The sequence below is a fragment of the Streptomyces winkii genome, assembly GCF_032248595.1.
Lineage (GTDB): Bacteria > Actinomycetota > Actinomycetes > Streptomycetales > Streptomycetaceae > Streptomyces > Streptomyces winkii.
In genome coordinates this window covers 939369-952837 of the sequence record NZ_JASTTH010000001.1, presented here as the reverse complement: position 1 = coordinate 952837, position 13469 = coordinate 939369, and the positions used below count along the sequence as shown (strand labels likewise).

Here is a 13469-nt window from a genome sequence, read left to right as displayed (position 1 = left end):
GGCAGCGCTTGAGCGGTCGTCGTCAGTAGCGCTTGAGGCGGGGATCGAGTCGATCGCGGATCTGCTCGCCGACGATGTTGACGAGTACGAGGGTGATCAGCAGCGCCGCGCCCGGCGATGTGGAGATCCACCATTGACTGGCGAGCAGGGCCTGTCCGGCGCTGGTCATGCCGCCCCACGACGGCGTCGGCGGCTGGACTCCGAGGCCGATGAAGGACAGCGAGGCCTCCATATACATCATCATTCCGACGTCGAGGCTGGCGTAGACGATGACGGAGGGCAGGACGTTGGGAAGCACGTGTTTCCACAGGATCCTGGCGTGGCTCGCGCCGAGGAGCCGTGCCCCGTTGACGTAGTCGAGGTTCCGGATCAGCAGCACCTGCCCGACCACGAGGCGGGTGTAGAGGATCCAGCCGGTGATTCCGAGGACCACGACGACGTTGGTGAACCCGGGGCCGATGGCGGCGATGATGCCGAGCGCGAGGATCAGGCTGGGCAGCGCCATCTGCACGTCGCCGAGGCGCAGGACGGCCGTACGCAGGGGGCCGCCGAAGTACCCGGCCGCAAGGCCGATCGCGACGCCGGCCACCATCCGCACGAGGACCGCGAGCAGCCCCACCACGATCGAGACCCTGGCGCCGTACACGATGCGGCTCAGCAGGTCGCGGCCGAGTTCGTCGGTGCCGAGCGGATACTTCCAGGTGCCGCCGTCGAACACGGGCGGCAGCAGCCGGTCGGAGAGGGCCTGCGTCGCGGGGTCGTGCGGCGCCAGCCAGGGCGCGAAGACCGCCACGACGACGATCAGCGCGAGACCCGCGACCGGAACGAAGACCAGCCATCGGCGCATGCGTGCCCGTGCCCCGCTCATGCGACTGCCTTGTCTCGCGTACGGACGTCGAGCACGCCGTACAGCGCCTCGACGATGAGGTTGGTCAGCAGCACGAGCGTTCCGACGACGAGGATGTACGCCAGTACCACGGGCATGTCGTGGCCGGTGATGCTCTGGACCGCCTGCCGGTTCGCGCCCGGCCAGCCGAAGACCGTCTCGGTGATGACGGTCCCGCCGTAGAGCTCGCCGATCTGGAGGCCGATGACGGTGATCACCGGGATCGCGGCGTTCTTCAGGGCGTGCACCAGCACCACCCGGCGGCTCGACAGGCCCTTGGCGCGCGCCGTGCGGACGAACTCGGAGTCGAGGACTTCGACCATGCTGGAGCGCAACAGGCGGGCGTAGGTGCCGACTTGGAAGGCGCCCAGTGCGACGGCCGGCATCACCAGGTACTCCGGTCCCCCGCCCCCGGACTCCGGCAGCCACCGCAGGTTCACCGCGAAGAAGAGGATCATCACGATCCCCAGCCAGAACGTGGGCAGGGACTGCGTGAAGACCGCCGAGGAGATCACCAGCCGGTCGAAGCGGGACCCGCGCCGTACGGCGGCGAGGATTCCCGCAGGGATCGCGACGAGGAACGCCACAACGAGTGACGCGACGATCAGCGTGAGCGTCGCGGGCATGCTGTCGAGGACGACGCCGAGCGCCGGAACCCCCTGGCGGTAGGAGAACCCCAGATCCCCCTGGACCGCGCGCCCCAGCCACTCCAGATACTGGAGGGGAAGCGGCCGGTCGAAGCCGTGCTCGTGGCGGAAGGTCTCGATCTCCTGGGGGGTGGCGTCCGGCGACGACAGCTGCGCCGCCGGATCACCTCCGAGATTGAGCAGGGCGAAGACGACCACCGTCAGCCCGAGCAGCACCAGAACGCTGTGAGCGAGGCGTCGTATGACCTTTGGCAACATGATCGTCTTCAGCTCTTTCCGGCGTTCCACAGCCAGAGCTTCTGGTCGCTCCGGGGCGTGAAGCTGACGCCGTCGGCCATGGCGTACGTGTCGACGGTCGAGTAGAGGAAGACGACCGGTGCCGCGTCGTGCAGCTTCCGCATCAGCTCGCCGTAGGTCGCCTGGCGCGCCTTCGGGTCGGCCTCTCCCCTGGCCTTGGATATGAGCCGGTCGGTCTCGGGCGAGTGGTAGTAGAGCCCGCGCCTCTTGGAGTCGAAGGTGAGGCCCATGCAGAAGTCGGAGTCGAGGGTGAGGCTCGAACATCCCTGCACGAAAAGGGTGTTGGCGCCCATCTTGTTCTTCAGGAAGGTGTTGCTGAAGTAGTTGAGATCGGACTTGAGCCTGACCTTGATTCCGACCGCTTTGAGCTGGTCGCCGACGGCCTGCCAGACGAGGTTCTGCACCGGCTTGTCGTTGTAGAGCGTCAGGCTCAGGCCGCTGCCGTAACCGGCCTGCTTCAGCAGCTTCTTGGCCTTCGCCGGGTCGTACGGATAGGGGTCGACGTCCGGGTCGTAGCCGAATACCGGCTTGCTGGCGGGCTGACCGCTGCGCTCGGCACCGCCCTTGAGCAGGTCGTCGACGAGCTTCTCCTTGTCGATGGCGTAGTTGAGGGCCAGGCGGACGCGCCGGTCGCGGGCGGCACCCTTGGTGGTGTTCATCTGGACCCACAGGTTGCGTACGCCGGGGACGGAGGTGACCTTGAAGTCCGGCTTGGACTTCAGAGACCGGGCGTGGTCCGCCGAGATGTAGGGCACCATGTCGGTCTTGCCGCTCTCCAGCGAGGCGAGCGCCGTGGCGGGTTCGCTCACGAAGCGCCACACCACCCGGCTGACCTTCGGCTTGCCCTTCCAGTAGCGGCAGTTGGCGTCCATCGTGAGGTGGTCGCCCTTGACCCACTCGACGAACTTGAAGGGGCCGGTGCCGACCGGACGCGTCGCGAACTTCGCGTTGCCCGCGGTCTGTACGGCCTTCTTCGGGGTGATGAACAGCAGCGAGGCAAGGGCCTTGGTGAAGCTGGTGTCGGGAGCCTTGAGCTTGAACGTCACGGCGTGGTCGCCGTCGGCGGTGACCGACGCGATGTTGCTCACGTACGACGTCTGCTTCGAGGCGAGCTTCTTGTCGTTGCTGATGCGGTCGAAGGTGTTGACGACGTCGGCCGATGTGAAGGGGTCGCCGTCGTGGAACGTCACGCCCCGCCGCAGCTGCATCTTGTAGGTCGTCGGGTCGGGCTGGGTGTACTTCGTGGCCAGGTCGGGCACCGGCTTGCGGTTCGCGTCCATCGTGAACAGGCCGTCGTACAGGTTCGCGCTGATCTGGGCCGGCACGACCAGGGTGTCGTAGTTGCCGTCCAGACTCGTCGGCTCCTCGGGCAGATTGACGGTGAGGGTCTTGCCGTTGCCGCACTCGGCGCGCTCGGCGGAGGAGCCGCCGAACGAGCACGCACTCAGCGAACCGGCGGCCAGCACTGCCACGCCCAGCGCGGCGGTGAGGGACCGGCGCCGGTCGGGACCGGTGCGGCAGTGGCCCGGAATGCGGGCCGCACGTGGTGGTGGAGAGACGTTCACGGTGTATCGCTCCTCGGGGTGCGATGGGAGATGAGTGGAGACGCCGAGCGGGCCCTGGCGCCGTAATCGCCGGAAGTCAGCCCGCTTTTCGCTGCTCGAACCCGTACTGGCTGGCAGCCACGAGCCGACGGGTGTAGGAGTTCTGCGGGCGGAAGATCACGTCCTCCGTCGGCCCCTGCTCGACGATCCGGCCGCGGTGCATCACGACCGTGTGGTCGGCGAGGTGGCGGACAACGCCGAGGTCGTGGCCGATGAAGATGATCGGGAGCCCCGATCGCCGCCGCTCCGCCTCCAGCACGTTCAGGACGTGGGCGCGGATGGAGACGTCCAGCGACGAGACCGCCTCGTCGCACACGAGCAGGGCGGGGTCGACCGCGAGGGCGCGGGCGATGGCGATGCGCTGCCGCTGGCCGCCGGAGAACTGGTGCGGGTAGCGGTGCCGCAGCTCCGGATCGATGCCGACCCGGGTCAGCAGCTCGGCCACCCGTTCCGTGCGCTCGGCCTTGGTCCGTACGGCGCGGTTGATGTCGAGCCCCTCGGCCACGAGGTCGACGACCCGCATGCGCGGATTGAGCGAGGCGTACGGATCCTGGAAGACCATCTGGATGGCACGCGGCGGCTGGTACCGGCCGCGGCCCGGGGACGGGAACACCCGTGTCCCGTCGAAGGTGATCGTGCCTTCGCTGGGGCGTTCCAGGCCGACGAGCGCGCGTGCCAGGGTCGTCTTGCCCGAGCCCGACTCGCCGACCACGCCGAGTATCCGGCCTCTGCCGACCGAGAGGCTCACGCCCGCCACGGCCTCGACGGCGGCGGTCCTGCGGCCGAAGCGTCCGGTCGAGCCGTACCGCACGCTCAGGTCGCGTACGTCGAGCAGGGCCTCGGTGCCGACGTCCGGCCTCTCCGGCCCCTCCGGCCCGTCCGGCACCGACGCGAGTGCGGGCGGCACGGGTGCGCGCGGCACCGCGTCGTCAGACCGCTCGGGCCCGGCAGCCGGAACCAGCGGCACGGCGCCCTCAGGAGCCGCCTCGTCCGCCACGAGCAGCTCCGCGACCGCCTCCGCGTACTCGGGCCCACCGGAGTTCTCGGCGCGCATGGCGTCGAAGATGCGCTCGTCGACGCCGGCGAACCGTTCGACCCGCGGCCCCAGCAGCTCGGGCGTCGATGCCAGCAGCGCCTTCGTGTACGGATGACTGGGAGTCTCGACGATCTGCGCGGTCGGGCCCTTCTCGATGACCCGGCCGCCGTGCATGACGAGGATCCGGTCCGCCAGGCTGCTGACCAGGTTCAGATCGTGGCTGATGAAGATCATGGCTGCGCCCGTACGGTCCCGTACGTCCCGCAGCAGATCGATGACCTGCGCCTGGATGACGACGTCCAGAGCGGTGGTCGGTTCGTCGGCGACGATGACCGACGGCTCGCAGCAGACCGCCATGGCGATCATCACCCGCTGGCGCATGCCGCCGGACAGCTCGTGCGGGTACTGCCGGACCCGGCGCTCCGGGTCCGGCAGCCCCACGGCCTCGAAGAGTTCGGCCGCACGCCGGCGTCCCCGGCCGCGCGGTGTGCCCTTGTGCGCGCGGAGGATCTCGGCGACCTGGTCGCCGCATGTCATCAGCGGGTTGAGGGCGGCCTGGGGGTCCTGAAACACGTAGCCGATGTCCCGCCCCCGGATGTGCTGGAGACTCGCGGATCTGCGCCCGAGAAGTTCTTCGCCCCGGAACTGGACAGAGCCCGTCGTCTGTGCCTGTGATGGCCCCAGTCCGCACAGGGCGAGCGAGCCGATGGATTTGCCAGAGCCGCTCTCGCCCACCACTCCGAGAATCTCGCCCGCCGCCAGCTCGTAACTGAGGTTCGCGACCGGCGTCGAGAGGCCCTGCTGTGTCCGGATCTCGACGGTCAGGTCACGCACTGTCAGCACCGGCTCAGCCCGCTGTGAAGCCGAACTCCGTTCAACGGTGAGCCCGCCTGAGACGTCCATGGACGTCGGCTGTCGTTGCATGCGGGTCATCATGGCGACGCCAGGTCAGGAGACGTCAAGACTTGGGTGTAACTAGTTTCATTCAGCCCTCAAACGTTACTTCCGCGTTACCCGAGACGGGGTAAATCTTGACACTTGGGCCCAAGCCAGCACCTCACAACTGAGCTGACCTCTTGCCGAGTTGCACCGAGGTGATGTAACTAGTTACATCACTGGGCGAGACAACCTCCCCGGTGATCGTCCCTTCCTGGACCCGCCTTCTGCGCGTTCGGGGACCAGTCCCAGGAGGCTGAAAACTGATGAAGGCAGTAATCGTCGGCGGCGGCATACTCGGCACAGCACTCGCCTACCGCCTCACGACCGAGGGAGCGGAGGTCGAGCTGTTCGAGGCCGGACGGCTCGGCGGGGGGACGTCGGCGGTGGGTGCCGGCTGGCTGAACTCCGGCGGCAAGGAGCCCTTCGAGTACCACGCGCTCAACGTCGACGGCATGGCCGAATACGCCACGCTGGCCCGGGAGTTCGGGCACGCGCCGTGGTATCACGCGAGCGGCAACCTCAAGTGGACCGCCCCGGACAAGGACGAGCAGGTGCGAGCGGACGTCGAGCGCCTGCGCTCGTGGGGCTACCCGGTGGAGCTTCTCTCGCCCCGGCGGATCACCGAGATCGAGCCCTACCTCAAGGTGCCGGACGACGTCACGCAGGTCGTCTACTACCCGTGGGAGGGCCTGGCCGACCTCACGCAGCTCACCGGTGTGCTGGCGCACGGCGCCGCCGCGAACGGGGCGGCGATCCACACGAATACGAGGGTGGCGTCCCTGGTCACCGAGGGCGAACGGATCACGGGCGTAACGCTCGTGGACGGTACGACGGTCGACGGCGACGTGGTGGCGATCTGCACCGGGCGCTGGTCCGACGAGCTCGTCAAGACGGCGGGCGTCGACTTTCCCATGGCTCCGAGCCTCGGCTTCAACATCTACACGGGGCCGGCGCCCGTCGTGCTCAACGCGATGGTGCACACCCCGGACGTCAACTTCCGGCCCGACGGCTCCGGTCGGGTCATGGCGCGTACGAGCGAGTTCGACGACGCCGTGCCCATCGACGGGGTCGTCGACCCCGTCCCGGACATCGGCAAGGAGATCCTCGCCCGGGCGGTCAGGTATCTGCCCGGTCTCGAAGGGGTCGCCATCGAGGGAGCCCGCGTCGCCTACCGCTCGATCCCCGGCGACGACCACCCGGTCGTCGGCGAGGTGCCCGGGCGGCCCGGTCTCTATCTGCTCGTCACGCACAGCGCCGGAACGATGGGGCCGCTGCTCGGCAGGCTCGCGGCGCTGGAGATCGCTAACGACGAACGCGACTCACGGCTGGCGACGTTCCGCCCGGAGCGGATCGTCACGGTCTGACGACCTTGGCCGCCGTCAGACCCCGCGGCATGCCGAAACGATCTGCGGACGCGGCGCCGCGGAAGTACGCACCGCATCACGGAAACGCCTTCGACCGGCGGCCCCCACGCGCTGGGGGCCGCCCGACGCGCTGACGGACCGCGAGGCACGCCGACCGGTACTCCTGCGCTGATGCCGAAACCGGCCGTCAGACCCGGGGGCGGCGGTACCTCGTGTCGTTGTCGTGCGACGGCACCAGCGAGATGAGCGCCGCGCTGGTGTCCCGCAGCTCTTCGGGGACGAGCTCCACGCCGCCGATGCCGCGAGCGCGGTCCAGTCTGTCGCGCATGCTCGCCGGGACACCCAGCTCCTTGCCCAGCCGGACCGTCTCGACGATGTCGCGCAGGAACAGCATGTGCTCGTCGATGCGGGCGTGCTCGGCACCGGCGGCGCGGAGCTCCGCGACGAGCGCGCCGTGCAACTCGGGGTGGGGGTGGTGGCGTTGCTTAGCGCCGAAGAGGCCCGCGATCCCTCCGGACGTGGGGATCAGTGCGCCGCGGCCGGCGAGGGCGTCCCGGTGCAGCGAGAACGCCCCATGGCGGTGCCGTAACCACGGCAGGAGCTTGCAACGGCCGTTGCCGGAAGCGGAACAGCGCCGCCGCAGTTCGGACAGCGACTCGTCCGCCCAGGCCAGGCCCGTGGGACCGGTGTCGAGCAGCTCGATCTCGACGCCGTGCGTCCGGTAGATGTCGAAGCCGAGCTTGCGAAACTTCCGGGTACGGAGCAACAGCTTGCGGCGCAGCGCGAGTTCGCCCACCTCGGCCGCCGCGCACCCGATCGCGGCGCGGGCGGTGCCGTGCACCTTGCCGGAGGGCAGGTGCGAGAGCAGGACGAACTCCTCCGGCAGGGACAACTGCCGCGGTGCAGGCACGGCCATGTGGCGCTCTCTTCCCGATCCTTCGTTTCCGGCGGTCAGTCGGTGTCTTCCAGCTCGAATCGGGACCCGGCCCTCTCCCATCTCCGGGCAGTGGTCTCCGCGGCTCTGCTGCGCCCGCCGCCGGGTGGACGTCAACTCCCCGCGCGGCCGGGATCGTTCGGCGAATCGTCGGTTACGGCGTCCGGTAGCGACTGCCCGCGTAGCTGCGCAGCGCCGATTCGAGGCCCTGCGCACGTGCCTTCGCCTTCTTCTTGAACGGCGAGGGGACGGCGCACTTCACCGTGCCCTCGCCGGAACGCAGCGGGCCGGGCACCTGGGTCTGCGCCCCTTCGGCCAGGGTCGCCGTCACGGCGAGCCCTCGGCCGTTCTTCTCCCGGGTCAGCGCGACGGACGTGATGTCCCGCCAGGGCACCGTGAGTGTGTGGCGGCCGCGCTGAGCGGAGAGGCCGTCCCCGTCCACGCGCAGCGCCCTCGACAGCAGGAGCGGCAGCGAGACCTTCAGTCCGTACAGCACGGACAGCAGCGTGACGGCGAGCACGTACAGCGACATGACCTGAAGGACGTCGGAGTTGGCCGCCACGTTCAACAGGATGGCGTCGATCACCAACGCGAACCCGATCGGCCGCGCCATGCGGCGCCAGAAGACCTTGGGGCCCCACTCCTCCACCGCGAAGCCGTCGCGGCCCGGCGCTTCCGCCGCCGGCTCTACGGCGCGCCGCTTCCAGAGGCGGCGGGGCGCCCGGGGCCGGGTCGTCTCCGCCGCGCCCCCGTCTGCCTCCGAAGTCCCTTGATCCGGACCGGTGGTGGCCTCGCCGTCCGGGTGCGGACCCGGACCCCTCGTCGTCGGGCCCGTCTCCGCGCCTGTCTGCGCGTCCGTCTGCGCCTCCGCCCCCGCGTCCGTCAGAGCCACGCGCGGATCGGGCACGGGCGCCGGACGCCGGTTCGCGAATCGAGTGACGAGCGCCTCTGCCGCGGGGCGCTCCTCCGGCGTCTTCCGCAGGCAGTCCGTGGCCAACTCCCGCAGCCCGTACGGCAGTCCGCCGAAGTCGGGCGCCTCGTACACGATCCGGAACAGCAAAGCGTGTGAGGGCCCGTCACCGAACGGCCCGGCCCCGGTGGCGGCGTAGACGAGCAGCGAGCCGAGGGAGAAGACGTCCGCGGGCGGGCCAGCCGACCGGCCGAGCGCCTGCTCGGGCGCCATGAAGCCGGGCGTGCCCAGGATGGTCCCGGTCCTCGTCAGGTCGGCCTCGCCGGAGATCTCAAGGGGTTCCAGGGCCTTGGAGACGCCGAAGTCGATGACTCGTGGGCCGTCGTCGAGGAGCAGGATGTTGGAGGGCTTGAGGTCGCGGTGGACGAGGCCGGCCTTGTGGAACGAGGCGAGCGCCTCGGCCAGTCCGCTGCCGAGCCTGCGCACTTCCCGCTCGTCCAACGGGCCGCGGCGCGTGACGCGTTCGGCGAGCGAGGGGCCGTCGACGTACTGGCTCGCGATCCACGGCACGGCGGCGTCCGGGTCCGCGTCGACGACCTGCGCGGCCCAGAAGCCGCCCGCCCGCATCGCGAGCTTGGCCTCGCGCCGGAACCGCTCGCGGAAGCCGGGGGACGACGCGAGGTCCTCCCGGATGAGCTTCACCGCGACGCGCCGCCCCGCGGGAGACTCGCCGAGGAACACCCGGCCCATGCCGCCCGATCCGAGGCGGGACGTCAGCCGGTAGGGGCCGACGGTCCGCGGGTCCCCGGCTCCCAGCGGCTCCATCGGACTCCTCCCTGGCCCCGCCTCGGACCTCGTGTGCTGCGCCGTGCGTCTCTCGCCTGTCTCGCCTGACCGATCTCGCTGTCTGACGACGCATCGGTTCCGCTCATCGGTTCCAGTCGCCCGCTCCGGTCACCCGGACGAACGGGCATCCAACCGGCGGACGTGCGCGGCGAGTTCGCCATCAGTCCCTCGTACTCGACGATGGCCCGCCTAGCTTGCCGAGGGCGCGGGCTCCAGCACGAAGACGGGGATGATGCGGTCGGTCTTCTCCTGGTACTCCGCGTACGGCGGGTACGCGGCGACCGCGCGCTCCCACCACTCGGCCCTCTCGTCTCCGGTGACCTCACGGGCCGTCATGTCCTGGCGCTCGGCGCCGTCCTGGAGCTCCACATGCGGGTCGGACATGAGGTTGAAGTACCAGACCGGGTGTCGCGGGGAGCCGCCCTTGGAGGCAACGACCGCGTACCGCCCCTCGTGCTCCACGCGCATCAGCGGGGTCTTGCGGATCTTGCCGCTTTTCGCGCCGCGCGTCGTGAGAATGACGACGGGCAGGCCCGTGTCCCGGAGCGTCGTCCCGCGCGTGCCGCCCGAACTCTCATACTCCTCTACCTGTTCGCGCACCCACTGCGCCGGACTCGGTTCGTACTCGCCCTCAAGTGGCATCGCGTGCATCCGATCGTCGCGTACGGATTGTGTGGCGCAGTTGAACACAGGCACCGCCCGGAATCATCCTCGACGCGCTGCCGGGGAGGCGATGAGGCGGGCATGCGTCCCGGCCCGTACGGGCGCCTTGACCGACGGCGGCCGCCGGACGGAGTGATGGCAAGATCACGGTACGGGGCCCGACCCCCGCCGGTAGGGTTCGAAGCCCGGCGGGGGCCTCGCGGAGGCGGTCCGGTCGGCCAGGGGCGCTGCTCAGGGCGTGAGGAAGGGTTGGTGTGGCGGGGAAGCTGTACGCCGTCAGTGATCTGCACGTCGCCTATCCGGAGAACCGGGCGATCACCGACGAGTTGGTGCCCGAGTCCGAGGGGGACTGGCTCGTCGTCGCGGGGGACGTGGCCGAGCGGTACGAGGACGTCGAGTGGGCGCTGCGGCTGCTGAGCGGGCGGTTCGCCAAGGTGATCTGGGTGCCCGGGAACCACGAACTGTGGACGCACCCCGCGGACTTGTGCGAGCTGCGCGGCGAGAAGCGCTACGAGCACCTGGTCGAGCTGTGCCGGGGCCTGGGGGTCGTGACGCCCGAGGACCCGTATCCGGTGTGGCGGGGCGAGGGCGGGCCGGTCACCGTGGTGCCGCTGTTCGTGCTCTACGACTACTCGTTCCGGGTGCCCGGTGCGCACACCAAGGAGGAGTCGCTGCGGCTGGCCCATAAGGCGGGCGTCGTGTGCACGGACGAGTATCTGCTGCACCCCGATCCCCATGCCGGGCGGGACGAATGGTGCAGGGCGCGCGTCGCGCGGACCGAGGAGCGGCTGGCCGCCCTCGCGCCGGACGAACGCACCGTGCTCGTCAACCATTTCCCGCTGGTGCGCGCGCCGACGCGGGTGCTGCGCTACCCGGACTTCGCCCAGTGGTGCGGCACCGAGCTGACAGCCGACTGGCACACGCGGTTCAACGCCGTCACCGTCGTGTACGGGCATCTGCACATCCCCAGGGTCACCTGGTACGACGGGGTCCGCTTCGAGGAGGTCTCCGTCGGCTATCCGCGCGAGTGGCGCGGCCGCGAACCGCGCAGACGACTGCGGCAGATCCTTCCCATGCCGTCGCCGGAAGCCCCGCCCGCTCCGGGAGCGCCGGCGGCGGGGCCCGGGGCTCGGGCGCCGCGCTCCAGCGGGAACTCCCGGTGATCCGCGGCCTGTTGCCCGGCGCGGTGCACACCGAGGAGACGTTCGGGAACGGCGACGGCAGCACGTACCACGGCCTCTTCCCTGAGGAGGCGGCCGTCGTGTCGAAGGCCGTGGCCAAGCGGCAGCGCGAGTTCGCGGACGTACGGGCGTGCGCGCGGCGCGCGCTCGGGCGGCTGGGATTGCCGCCCCAGCCGCTGGTGCCCGGGCACCGGGGCGCTCCGCGGTGGCCGGAGGGGGTCGTCGGCAGCATGACGCACTGCGACGGATACCGGGCGGCGGCCGTCACCCGGGCCGCCGACGCGGCCGGCGTCGGCATCGACGCGGAGCCCGACGGGCCGCTGCCGGAGGGCGTGCTGGACGTGATCTCCCTGCCCGGGGAGCGCGAGCATCTGCGGGCGCTGGCGCGGTCGCGTCCCGAAGTGTGCTGGGAGCGCCTGCTGTTCAGCGCGAAGGAGAGCGTCTTCAAGGTCTGGTACCCGCTCGCGGCACGCGAACTCGACTTCTCCGAGGCCGAGATCGCCATCGACGCGGCCCGGGGAACCTTCTCCGCGCAGCTGTTGGTCGAGGGTCCCGACGTGAACGGCGAGCCGCTGCGCGGCATGACCGGGCGCTGGGCGGCGGAGCGGGGGCTGCTCGTGACCGCTGTCTTCCTCGGCGCGCGGCGTACGGACCCGGGCGCGGGGACGGGCGCCGACACGGGGACGGGCACCGACACGGGGACGGAGACGGACACGAGCGCGGGCACGGGCCGCGGCAGGTAGGGCGACGGGACGGCCGAGTCCCCGTCTGCTCCCCTGCTCCCCATCCCCGACGTACGAATGTGCCCCGCTCCTCCCTGACAGAGCGGGGCACATACGCGTACGGCCTACGGCTCGCTCGCTACCCGGCCGGGGTGAGCCACATGGGGATCCGGGCGTAGCCGCGCAGGGCGAGCCCGCTGCGGCGTTCCGGATCGGCCTCGGCCAGCTCGATGTTCGAGAAGCGGCCGAGCAGCGACGTGAAGAGCTTGCGGATCTCCAGCCGGGCCAGTCCCGCTCCGAGGCAGTAGTGGATTCCGCCGCCGAAGCTCATCGCCGCCGACTCGCTCCGGTCGAGCCGCAGCCGGTCGGGGTCGGTGAAGACGCGGGGGTCGCGGTTGGCGGCCCCGATCATCAGGAACAGATACTCGTCGGCGGGCACGGCGGTGCCGTCCGCGAGAACGACCGGCTCCTTGGTGTAGCCGGTGATGAACTGCACCGGGGAGTCGTAGCGGATCAGCTCCTCGACGGCGCCCGGCATCGCCTCGGGATTCTCGCGCAGCCACCGCATCTGGTCCGGGTTCTCCAGCAGCGCGAACATGCCGTTGCCCATGGAGTGAGTCGTGGTCTCGAACCCGGCCATGAAGAGCAGGATCAACATGGTGACGAGCTCCTGCTCGGTGAGCCGGTCACCGGCCTCGGTCGCGTTGGCGAGGGTTGACGTCAGATCGTCGGCGGGCTGGCGCATGCGGTCGGCCCCGAGCTTGCGGAAGTACGCGATGAGTTCGTCCGCGGCGGCGTCGGCCTTCGGCAACTCGTCGCCGACGAAGCCGAGTTCGACCATGGAGGACAGGTCGAGCACGACGTCGTGGAAGCGGTGCCAGTCGGACGCCGGAACGCCGAGCATCCGGCCGATCACCGCCACGGAGAGCGGGAAGGCGAACCCGCTCATCATGTCCACCGGCTCGCCGGACTGCGCCTTCCTGACGGCCGGCTTGATCAGGTCGTCGATCAGCTCCTGGATGGCCGGCTCCAGCGCGGCGACGCTGCGGGGCGTAAAGGCGCCGTTGACGAGGCGGCGCAGCCGGGTGTGGTCCGGCGGGTCGAGCCGGTGCATGGTGCCCTGGAGAAGGGCCTCCGCGGAGTGCTCCGCGGGGTCGGGGCGGCCGGGCTGTATCTGCTCGGGGCCCTTGATGACGCGGGGGTCGCGCAGTGCGGCGCTCGCGACCTCGTAGCCCGTCGCCACCCAGCCGAGTTGTGCGGAGCGGTGTACCTGACCCTGCTCGTGGAGGCGCCCGTACAGCGGGTACGGGTTCTTCTTCCCCGCCGCGGACTGGAAGATCTCCGACACGATCTCGTCGATGCCGTCGGTGAGTTGCGTGCTCATGGTGTCCCCTCATGGCGCCGTGTGCGGCGCCGTTTCCGGTGGTGTTGCGGCTACTG

At 70.3% G+C, this 13469-nt stretch carries 11 protein-coding genes; 3 read left to right on the top strand and 8 right to left on the bottom strand.

Annotation, left to right across the window (positions count from 1 at the left end):
* Positions 1-22 precede the first annotated feature (22 nt).
* The 4 genes from QQM67_RS04095 to QQM67_RS04080 form a co-directional block, all read right to left on the bottom strand.
* Positions 23-868 (bottom strand): ABC transporter permease, encoded by an 846-nt coding sequence (locus tag QQM67_RS04095; RefSeq protein ID WP_314172125.1) that lies wholly within the window; start codon positions 866-868, stop codon positions 23-25.
* Entirely contained in the window at positions 865-1821 is a 957-nt protein-coding gene (locus QQM67_RS04090; protein ID WP_314172124.1) for an ABC transporter permease, read from the bottom strand. The genes QQM67_RS04095 and QQM67_RS04090 overlap by 4 nt, the downstream gene beginning before the upstream one ends.
* Entirely contained in the window at positions 1800-3395 is a 1596-nt protein-coding gene (locus tag QQM67_RS04085) for an ABC transporter substrate-binding protein (protein WP_314172123.1), read from the bottom strand. The genes QQM67_RS04090 and QQM67_RS04085 overlap by 22 nt, the downstream gene beginning before the upstream one ends.
* 76 nt (positions 3396-3471) lie before the next feature.
* Entirely contained in the window at positions 3472-5373 is a 1902-nt protein-coding gene (locus QQM67_RS04080; RefSeq protein WP_314172245.1) for an ABC transporter ATP-binding protein, read from the bottom strand.
* A 299-nt stretch (positions 5374-5672) separates the two neighbouring features.
* Here QQM67_RS04080 and QQM67_RS04075 point away from each other — a divergent pair, with 299 nt between their 5' ends.
* Entirely contained in the window at positions 5673-6773 is a 1101-nt protein-coding gene (locus QQM67_RS04075; protein ID WP_314172122.1) for an NAD(P)/FAD-dependent oxidoreductase, read from the top strand.
* A gap of 187 nt (positions 6774-6960) precedes the next feature.
* Here the strand turns inward: QQM67_RS04075 and QQM67_RS04070 are convergent, their stop codons facing one another.
* The 3 genes from QQM67_RS04070 to QQM67_RS04060 all read right to left on the bottom strand — a co-directional run bounded on the left by QQM67_RS04070 (position 6961) and on the right by QQM67_RS04060 (position 10105).
* Complete coding sequence (locus QQM67_RS04070; RefSeq protein ID WP_314172121.1) at positions 6961-7689, bottom strand: GPP34 family phosphoprotein; 729 nt, start codon at positions 7687-7689, stop codon at positions 6961-6963.
* 172 nt (positions 7690-7861) lie between these two features.
* Complete coding sequence (locus QQM67_RS04065; RefSeq protein ID WP_314172120.1) at positions 7862-9442, bottom strand: serine/threonine-protein kinase; 1581 nt, start codon at positions 9440-9442, stop codon at positions 7862-7864.
* A gap of 210 nt (positions 9443-9652) precedes the next feature.
* Positions 9653-10105 carry a nitroreductase family deazaflavin-dependent oxidoreductase gene (locus QQM67_RS04060; protein ID WP_314172119.1) on the bottom strand — a complete coding sequence of 151 codons (453 nt, stop codon included), beginning with the start codon at positions 10103-10105 and terminating at the stop codon, positions 9653-9655.
* 275 nt (positions 10106-10380) lie between these two features.
* Between QQM67_RS04060 and QQM67_RS04055 the strand changes: the two genes are divergently transcribed.
* Together QQM67_RS04055 and QQM67_RS04050 are read left to right on the top strand one after the other, a co-directional pair.
* On the top strand, positions 10381-11289 hold the full coding sequence (locus tag QQM67_RS04055) for a metallophosphoesterase family protein (RefSeq protein WP_314172118.1): 909 nt from the start codon (positions 10381-10383) through the stop codon (positions 11287-11289).
* Complete coding sequence (locus QQM67_RS04050) at positions 11286-12050, top strand: 4'-phosphopantetheinyl transferase family protein (protein WP_314172117.1); 765 nt, start codon at positions 11286-11288, stop codon at positions 12048-12050. Before QQM67_RS04055 ends, QQM67_RS04050 begins: the two co-directional genes overlap by 4 nt.
* Positions 12051-12168: 118 nt before the next feature.
* Here QQM67_RS04050 and QQM67_RS04045 read toward each other — a convergent pair whose 3' ends face one another.
* Positions 12169-13413, bottom strand: coding sequence for a cytochrome P450 (locus tag QQM67_RS04045; RefSeq protein WP_314172116.1), 1245 nt, complete (start codon positions 13411-13413; stop codon positions 12169-12171).
* Between the last annotated feature and the right edge of the window lie 56 nt (positions 13414-13469).

Excerpts from the sequence above, each read along its gene's own strand:
- QQM67_RS04060 (WP_314172119.1), bottom strand. The coding sequence starts at position 10,105 with ATGCCACTTGAGGGCGAGTACGAACCGAGTCCGGCGCAGTGGGTGCGC.
- QQM67_RS04070 (WP_314172121.1), bottom strand. The coding sequence starts at position 7,689 with ATGGCCGTGCCTGCACCGCGGCAGTTGTCCCTGCCGGAGGAGTTCGTC.
- QQM67_RS04065 (WP_314172120.1), bottom strand. The coding sequence starts at position 9,442 with ATGGAGCCGCTGGGAGCCGGGGACCCGCGGACCGTCGGCCCCTACCGG.
- QQM67_RS04080 (WP_314172245.1), bottom strand. The coding sequence starts at position 5,373 with ATGGACGTCTCAGGCGGGCTCACCGTTGAACGGAGTTCGGCTTCACAG.
- QQM67_RS04045 (WP_314172116.1), bottom strand. The coding sequence starts at position 13,413 with ATGAGCACGCAACTCACCGACGGCATCGACGAGATCGTGTCGGAGATC.
- QQM67_RS04075 (WP_314172122.1), top strand. The coding sequence starts at position 5,673 with ATGAAGGCAGTAATCGTCGGCGGCGGCATACTCGGCACAGCACTCGCC.
- QQM67_RS04095 (WP_314172125.1), bottom strand. The coding sequence starts at position 868 with ATGAGCGGGGCACGGGCACGCATGCGCCGATGGCTGGTCTTCGTTCCG.